At 69.3% G+C, this 8,109-nt stretch carries 8 protein-coding genes and 1 pseudogene; 4 read left to right on the top strand and 5 right to left on the bottom strand.

The features are described 5' to 3' along the window. Nucleotides 1–168: 168 nt before the first annotated feature. Nucleotides 169–1,062 carry an RNA polymerase sigma-70 factor gene (locus AC1DVT_RS03605; protein WP_477386590.1) on the bottom strand — a complete coding sequence of 298 codons (894 nt, stop codon included), beginning with the start codon at nt 1,060–1,062 and terminating at the stop codon, nt 169–171. 10 nt (nt 1,063–1,072) lie between these two features. After that, a complete protein-coding gene (locus tag AC1DVT_RS03600; protein ID WP_477386588.1) occupies nt 1,073–1,663 on the bottom strand; it encodes a carboxymuconolactone decarboxylase family protein in 591 nt (196 codons plus the stop codon). A 141-nt stretch (nt 1,664–1,804) separates the two neighbouring features. Between AC1DVT_RS03600 and AC1DVT_RS03595 the strand changes: the two are divergent. The 4 genes and pseudogenes from AC1DVT_RS03595 (at nt 1,805) to AC1DVT_RS03580 (ending at nt 5,267) form a co-directional block, all read left to right on the top strand. After that, nucleotides 1,805–2,986 (top strand): annotated as a pseudogene (locus AC1DVT_RS03595) (LLM class flavin-dependent oxidoreductase). Next, nucleotides 2,983–3,693, top strand: coding sequence for an NADPH-dependent F420 reductase (locus AC1DVT_RS03590; RefSeq protein ID WP_477386586.1), 711 nt, complete (start codon nt 2,983–2,985; stop codon nt 3,691–3,693). The pseudogene AC1DVT_RS03595 and the gene AC1DVT_RS03590 overlap by 4 nt, the downstream one beginning before the upstream one ends. Before the next feature lie 107 nt (nt 3,694–3,800). Next, nucleotides 3,801–4,625 carry an MOSC domain-containing protein gene (locus tag AC1DVT_RS03585; protein ID WP_477386584.1) on the top strand — a complete coding sequence of 275 codons (825 nt, stop codon included), beginning with the start codon at nt 3,801–3,803 and terminating at the stop codon, nt 4,623–4,625. An 87-nt stretch (nt 4,626–4,712) separates the two neighbouring features. Continuing rightward, a complete protein-coding gene (locus AC1DVT_RS03580) occupies nt 4,713–5,267 on the top strand; it encodes an isochorismatase family protein (RefSeq protein WP_477386581.1) in 555 nt (184 codons plus the stop codon). Between the two features lie 21 nt (nt 5,268–5,288). On the opposite strand, the gene AC1DVT_RS03575 is transcribed toward AC1DVT_RS03580, so the two are convergent. From AC1DVT_RS03575 to AC1DVT_RS03565, 3 genes are all read right to left on the bottom strand, one after another. Continuing rightward, nucleotides 5,289–6,641, bottom strand: coding sequence for a threonine/serine exporter family protein (locus tag AC1DVT_RS03575; RefSeq protein WP_477386579.1), 1,353 nt, complete (start codon nt 6,639–6,641; stop codon nt 5,289–5,291). Between the two features lie 242 nt (nt 6,642–6,883). Next, nucleotides 6,884–7,030, bottom strand: coding sequence for a hypothetical protein (locus tag AC1DVT_RS03570; RefSeq protein ID WP_457099931.1), 147 nt, complete (start codon nt 7,028–7,030; stop codon nt 6,884–6,886). Between the two features lie 84 nt (nt 7,031–7,114). Then, nucleotides 7,115–8,050: an aldo/keto reductase gene (locus AC1DVT_RS03565; protein ID WP_477386577.1), complete on the bottom strand. Its 936-nt coding sequence runs from the start codon at nt 8,048–8,050 to the stop codon at nt 7,115–7,117. Nucleotides 8,051–8,109 lie beyond the last annotated feature (59 nt).

Here is an 8,109-nt window from a genome sequence, read left to right as displayed (position 1 = left end):
GATTCATCGACTGGCACGGCTGGAAGATCCGGATGAACCACGGCGTCCCCGAAGTACGCGCCCCCGGCTGGTGCGACGCCACCCTCCGATGGCGACCCGTCACCAGCTCGAAAACCCGACTCCAGGACGCCGTCCTCCGCCACTGAACCCGAGTCGGCGTGTGGAGGCTCAGCGGCCGAGCGCATTCTCCCGGTCGAGACGGCCGAGCTTGTCGGGATTGGCGATGGAGTAGACCTTCGTCACCCGTCCATGCTCGACTGTGATGCTCGCGATGCCGACGAGCTGCCCGTTCAGCTCCATCCGGACGGCGGCTTGACCGTTCACCCGGGTCCGCACCGCCGTGACAGCGCCGCCGGCCTTCGCCATTCCGCCGACGAGGTATCGCGCGAGCCGGTCCGCGCCCACCACCGGTCGCCGCGCCGCGCCGCGGACCTTGCCACCGCTGTCGGCAACCGACACCACGTCAGGGGCGAGGAGGTCCATCAGACTCTGCAGGTCGCCGGTGTTGAGCGCGAGGACGAGCCGGTCGACCGCCTCCTCATGCTCGGAGCGCACGACGCGGACCCTCGGGCGCCTTGCGGCAACGTGGTCCTTGGCCCGGTGCGCGATCTGCCGCACCGCGGCAGGGGTCTTGCCCACGGCATCCGCAATCTCGTCGTACGGCACGTCGAAGACTTCACGCAGCACGAAGACGGCGCGCTCGGCCGGGCCCAGGGTCTCGAGCACGGTGAGCATCGCGATCGAGAGGCTCTCGGCGAGCTCGACGTCGTCGGCCACGTCAGGGCTCGTCAGGAGCGGCTCCGGCAGCCACTCGCCGACGTACTCCTCGCGCCACCGCTCGAGGGTGCGGAGGTGGTTCAGCGCCTGCCGGGACACGACGCGGACGAGGTAGGCACGCGGCTCGCGCACGTCGCTCCGATCGACCGCCGCCCATCGGATCCAGGACTCCTGCAGCACGTCCTCGGCGTCCGCAGCCGACCCGAGGAGCTCGTAGGCCACCGTGAACAGCAGCCGCCGGTGGACGACGAACGGATCGTCGTCTTCGCGTGCGACGTCGCTCATGTCGGCGAGCCTACGCGGCGTCCGAAACGGCAGATCGTTCCGCCAGCGGCGCCAGACCGCACGCGAGGGCGAACTCTTCGGAGTGTATGCCGAGCGCGATGTTCATCCGCGCCGACATGTTCATGAACGCGACGCGGGCAGCCAGCTCGACGAGCGCCGGTGCGCCGAGCTCGTGGCGGAGCGCATCGGACAGCTCGTCGGTGACTACCGGAGGTGTCTGGCTCGCGGCATCCGCGTATTCCATGACTCGACGTTCGAGGGCGGTGAAGACGGTCGACTCACGCCAGCGCGGCACCTCACGCACCTTCGCCTCGTCGAGACCGTGGTTGTGCGCCATGAAGTAGTTGAAGTCCAGGCACCAGCTGCACCCGATGGCGGCTGCCGAGGCCATGGCGGCATACGACGCCAGGTCCGGGGCAAGCTCATGCCAACGTTCGAGCTTTCCGCCGATGCTCATGGAGTCCTTCATGACGGCGGGATGGTGCCACAGCACCCCGACGGATTCGGGCACGCGGCCCAGCATCCTGCGGGCGGCGAATTTCACGATCGCGCCGTACGCGCCGGTCACCGGGATCGGGGGGATTCGGTATTCGCTGGTCATGGCTGCTCCTTGGTGGCGGTTTCGATCCTTCGACATGAAGACACCGGCCAGCCCCCGCGTGTGACATCGCGCGCGGATCGGGGGACGACTGCCCCACGGAATAGATGCGTGCGCATAGATGTTTTCACCTCGTGCAAAGGGATGACCTTGAGCAATGCTGTGACAGGAGAGATCATGACCAGTTCGCTTGATGCGGCGCCTTCGGGCGCAGGACCCTTGGATCCGGAGCGTTTCGAGTTCGGTCTGAACTCCTTCGGCGAGAACCCCACTGACGGCGATCGGGTGATGACGGATGCCGAGACCGTCCGTCTGCTCATCGACGAGGCGCAGCTGGCCGAGTCGGTCGGCCTCGACGTGTTCAGCGTCGGCGAGCATTACCGAGACGGACACAACGACTCGGCGACGCCTGTCATCCTGGCCGGCGCCGCACAGGCGACGACCACGATCGGACTCGGCACCTCGGTGACGGTGCTGTCGACGCAGGACCCGGTGCGCCTCTATCAGGAGTTCGCCACCGTCGATGCGATCTCGAACGGGCGGGCGCACCTCGTGCTCGGCCGCGCTTCGGCCATCGAGTCCTTCGCCCTGTTCGGCTACGACATCGCCGAGTACGAGGAGCTGTTCGACGAGAAGCTCGAGCTCTTCATGAAGCTGCAGCGCGAGTAGTCCGTGACCTGGTCCGGCCGCTTCCGCACTCCCTTGACGGACCAGCGCCTGCACCCGCGGATGCCGGAGGGCGGTATCCCCACCTGGATCGGGATCGGCGGCAGCCCCGACTCCGTCGTCCGGGCCGCGCGCTATGGACTGCCCCTCATGATGGCCATCATCGGTGGTCGCCCCGAGCGGTTCGCGGGGCATGCCGAGCTGTACCTGCGCGCGCTGAAGCAGTTCGGCGAGCCCGAGCTGCCGATCGGTCAGCACTCGATCGGCATGATCGCCGACACCGACGACGAGGCACGAGAGCTCTACTGGAACTACTGGCAGCCCGTGGTCACCCGGATGAGCGAGGAGCGGGGCTTCTATCCGCCGACCACCGACCGGTACCGGCAGGAGGTCGAGGCCGGATCCCTGTTCGTCGGCTCGCCCGACACCGTCGCCCGCAAAATCGCCTTCGTCGCCCGCGCCAACCACCTGAGCCGATTCGACCTGAAGTACGACCTGCTGAACCTGCCGCGGGCCGCGCGGGAACGCAGCATCCGACTCCTCGGCGAGCAGGTGGCCCCACGGGTGCGGGAGCTTCTCGCGGAGGACGACGCAGAATGGATGCCGAGCGGAATGCCGCCCGCACGGATCACGGCAGACGGGAAGGCCGTACACGCATGACCGGAGGCAAGGTCGTCGTCGGGATCCTCGGTGCCGGCAAGCTCGGCACGGTGCTGGCGCGACTCGCCGCTGCCGCCGGCTACGAGGTGCTGATCGCGAGCTCCCGTGACCCGCAGCGGATCGCGCTGACGGTCGATGTGTTCGCCCCGGGTGCGGTGGCCACGTCGGCGACGGATGCCGCCGCCAGGGCCGACATCGTCGTCCTCGCTCTCCCGCTCGGCAAGTACCGCACGATTCCGGTCGACGCCCTCGCCGGCAAGCTCGTCATCGATGCCATGAACTATTGGTGGGAGGTCGACGGGTTCCCCGAGGAGTTCACCGATCCGCTGGCTTCGAGCAGCGCGCTCGTGCGCGACCTCCTGCCGGCGTCGCGGGTCGTCAAGGCGTTCAACCACATGGGGTATCACGACCTCGAAGACGAGGCGCGGCCGACCGGCCAGGCCGGCCGCAAGGCGATCGGCATCGCCGGGGACGACGTTCGCGACCTCGACATCGTCGCGGGGATCGTCGACGACCTCGGGTTCGACCCGGTCGTGGTGGGGGATCTCGATGACGGCGTGAAGCTGGAGCCCGGCACCGAGCCCTTCGGCGCCGACGTCGACGGCAAGGAGCTCCGGGAGATGATCGCCCGATTCCCGACCTCGCAGCGCGGCAATCGCCGGGCGGCTGYGCTGGCAGCCCGGGCGTCAGCCGTGCCGGGGGAGTAGGTCCAGCGAACGTCGGGCGCGAGACCGTGGATCCCGTGGCTGAGGCCCTGGACGGGAGCCGAGTGGCCGCACGGCCAGTGCGGTCAGTCGCGCGGTAGCGTTCATGGGTGCAGGTGACCCGGCTCCGTGTGTATCCCGTCAAGTCGTTCGCGGGCCCCGACATCGAAACGGCGCGGGTGCTGCCGTGGGGACTCGCCGACGACCGCCGGTGGGCAGTGGTCGATCCCGATGGTGAGCCGGTGACGGCGCGCGAGGCGAACGTGCTCCTCTCCTTGACTGCCGAAGCGCAGGGCGACGGCGGCCTGCTGCTCGGTGACCGCGACGAACGAGGTGAGGCGCTGCGGGTCGCGGTGCCCGTGCACGCCGCACCCGTCACGGTGGGCCACTCGCGTCAGGGTTCGGCTCTGCCCGCCGGCCCAGAGGCCGATGCCTGGCTGACCGCCCGCCTCGGCCGACCGGTGCGACTCGTGTGGCAGCCCGACCCGCTGGTGCGACCGGTGAATCCGTCGCACGGAGGCCGGCCGGACGATCGGGTCTCCCTCGCCGATGTCGGACCGCTGCTACTGGCGAACGAGTCCTCCCTCGCCCAGCTCAATCGGTGGACGGATGACGAGACGCCCCTGCTGGACATGCTCCGCTTCCGCCCGAACGTGGTGGTCGACGGCGACCCCGACCAGCCGTTCGCTGAAGACACCTGGCCGTTCGTGCAGCTCGGCGAGGTGCGATTCCGCGTGAGTGGGGTGTGCGACCGGTGCGTCATGACCACGATCGACCCGGTGTCGCTCGTGCGCGGCAAGGAGCCCATCCGCACCCTCGCGAAACACCGCCGGTGGGATGGAAAGACCTGGTTCGGCGTCTGGCTCGTGCCCGATCTGGCATCCTCGCCGGCGAACGCGACCATCACTGTCGGCGACACCGTGCTTGCCGGCTGATCGGCGGGGTTACCGGGATGGGAGTCTGGTGTCGGACGCCGCGAGTAGCGTGACGGCTGCCTCGCTGCCGTGGAATCGGAGGACGAAATGACCAGCCCCATCGACCGTCCAGGCACCGCATTGCTGGTGATCGACGCCCAGAATGGAGTCTTGGCAGGCGCGCACCAGCGTGATGCCGTAGTCGCCAACATCGCGGCCCTGATCGGCCGTGCCCGGTCAGAGTCGGTGCCTGTCGTCTGGGTCCAGCACTCCGACGAGGGTCTCCCGATCGACAGCGACGCCTGGCAGATCGTGCCGGAACTCACCCCGGCCGCCGAAGGCGTCGTGATCCGCAAAGAGTACGGCGACGCGTTCGAGGCGACCGAGCTCGAGCGGGTGCTGGCCGAGGGCGGCATCGGGCACCTCGTGGTCAGCGGGGCGCAGACCGACGCGTGCGTGCGCGCCACCCTGCACGGCGGCTTCGTCCGCGGCTACGACGTCACACTGGTCTCGGACGCGCACACCACCGAGGACCTCACCGAGTGGGGTGCGCCGCCGCCCGCTCAGGTGATCGCGCACGCCAACCTGTACTGGACGTTCCAGACGGCTCCGGGCCGTGCGGGCAAGGTCGTGCCGACGGCGGAGGTCGCCTTCACCCGGTGACGCTGGGCGTTGACCAGGTTGTCAGAGCGCGGGCCGCCGCATCCGGTTCGACAGGCTCGAACCGGCCAGAACTCCGAGAGCGATCGCGACCATCGTCGCGAGGGTGGCGACGAGGGAGGCCGATGCCGCTGAGTCGCCGCCGAGCACATCGGCCACGCCCACCAGCCCGAGCGCACCAGGCACGAGCAGCGAGAACGCGGGTGTGAAGCTGACGAGCGCCGCGGGTCCCGACGGCTGCCGGGCCACGAGGGCGGTCACCGGTGTCACACACAGCGCGCCGACGAACGCTGACAGCACCCCGCCCACGACGAGACCACCGAGCACCTGCGCCGCGTAGGCGATGTAGAGCACGAACAGGATCCACGGGATCGAGCGGCGCGGCGCGCAGCGGTGCACCGAGATCGCGACGCCGAACACGGCGACGGCGATCCACGGCGCGATCGGCCCGAGATGGTCGGGGTGCGGGCTGAAGTCGAAGTCGGGCACGCCGACCAGAGCGCCGGCGGTCACGATGCCCGCGCTGAGGAGAACGAGCTGCATCGCCCCGGCCGCCGCGCGTCCCGCGCCGGAGATCATCTGACCCGTGGACAGCTCCAGGACGGCGGTGGTGAGCAGGGCGCCGGGAAGCAGAACCACGAGCGGTGCGAGCAGCGCCGCCTCGATCCCGGACCCCCACCCCAGTCGCAGAAGGAGAAACACCACGGCCGCCACGAGGAACGCGATTGCGACCGTGATCAGCGCACCGTAGCGCCGCGGCACCCGCTCGCTCAGGAGCAGCGCGGCGCCGGTTCCCAGCCCGAGTGCCGCGGCGAGGGCGACGCCGGTCCACGATGCACCGAGCAGAACCGAGAGCGCCGCGCTCAGGAGCCCATAGCCGAGCACTCGCAGGACCGGACCGTAGCCGGGTGGCATTTCGTGAATCCGGTCGATCCGCTCGATGGTGGACGCGGGGTTCAGGACACCGGTGCGCGCGGCATCCACCGTCTGCTGCACTTCGTCGATCTGGGAGAGCAGGAGCCGGCCGTCGCCGGTGCTCACCGCGCCGGTGCGGTGCTGCCCCTGCCCGCGCGCAGAGACGAGGAGGGCGTTCGGGAAGACCAGCACCTCGCTCTCCGGCAGGCCGTTGACGCGGGCGATGTCGCCGAGCACATCCTGCACCGTCTCCACCGAGTAGCCAGCCTGGATCATCGCGCTGCCGACGGCCTCGGCCGCCGCCAGCGCCGCGGGCGCATCCGGCGGGTCGGTGGCCGCGACCGGCATGGAGCCGGTGATCCGGGCGGCGCGAGCGCTGATCGCGATGTCTCGTTCGGCGCGACGTCGCACGGCCAGCAGCAGCATCGCGCCGGCGAGCAGCACCGCGATTGCGATGAACATCGAGAGCATGGGACTCGCCTGTCTGCCGGGGATCCGCCGAAGCTCGCACGGGTGTCGCGGCGCAGTGACGGCCTCGGTGGCTGGGGACCACCGAGGCCATCGCGCAGACGGGAGTCTGTGCGGCGACCCGAACGCCGATGTCTCGACCGCAGCGCGGCACTGCTCGATCAGATTATCTGCGCGCGAATCCTGACGCCGACCCATTGACCGCGGGCCGATGGGCCTGCTATGCGACGCTCGTTCTAGCGGTTCTTGATCCTCGTGATCGAGTCCGTCTCGGCGGCGCGGCTGTTTGCCGCCTTCTTGTCGTGCTTCGCGGTGCGCTTCTCTTTGAGCGTCTTGGCGGGTGCGGTCTTGCCGCCTTCTTTGCGCGTGGACTTCTCGCCCATGGGTCGTGCTCCTTCGAGAGCCAGGGTGACCCTATGCGGCTGACGCTACACGGACCGCCGACGAACCGGTCATCGGCCGTCTCCTCAGGGGACGATGTGCCCCGCCGCGCGGAACAGCTCGTACCACTCGGGGCGGGTCAGCGCGAGGTCCGAGCCGAGCGCCGCGCCCCGCACACGCTCAGGGTTCGTCGTGCCCAGGACGACCTGCATCTGTGCCGGGTGCCGGGTGATCCACGCGGTCGCGATCGCGATCGCCGGCACGTCGTACACCGTGGCGAGCCGGTCGAGGACGGCGTTGAGCTCGGGATACTCGGGGGAGTCCAGGAAGGCCCCGGTGAAGAAGCCGCCCTGGAAGGGCGACCACGCCTGGATCGTGATGTCGTTCAGCCGGCAGTAGTCGACGATGCCGCCGCCGTCGAGCACGACCGACTGGGCTTCGGCGACCATGTTGGCCGCCACGCCCTGGGCGATGATCGGCGAATGCGTGACCGACAGCTGCAGCTGGTTCGCGACGAGCGGCTGGCGCACCGACTTCTTGAGCAGATCGATCTGGCGGGGAGTGTGGTTCGAGACGCCGAAGGCGCGCACCTTGCCTGCGGCCTCGAGCTGGTCGAAGGCGCCCGCGACCTCGTCGGGTTCGACGAGGGCGTCGGGGCGGTGCAGCAGCAGGATGTCGATGTAGTCCGTCTGCAGCGCCTCCAGCGATTCGTCCACGGACTCGATGATGTGCTCCGCCGAGAAGTCGAAGTACGGTCCCGGATGCCGGATCCCGGTCTTCGTCTGAAGGGTGATCTCCGCCCGCTCCGAGGAGGAGAGCTGCAGCGCCTCTGCGAAGCGTCGTTCGCAGCCGTGCCGCTCGCGGCCGTAGATGTCCGCGTGGTCGAAGAAGTCGATGCCGGAATCCCGCGCCGAGCGCACCAGCTCGCGGACATCGTCGTCGGACATGTCGGCGATCCGCATCACTCCGAGGACGACATTGGGGGCGACGATGCCGGCTGCGGACAGGTTGATCGATTTCACGTGTGCTCCTCGGGATGCGGGTTCGAGCCGGAATGGGGGAGCCACGCTCCGCTGCCCGA

The organism is Microbacterium sp. P2_F9, assembly GCF_056403635.1.
Note: the sequence above shows the minus strand (reverse complement) of the source record. Positions and strands in the feature narration are given on the sequence as shown.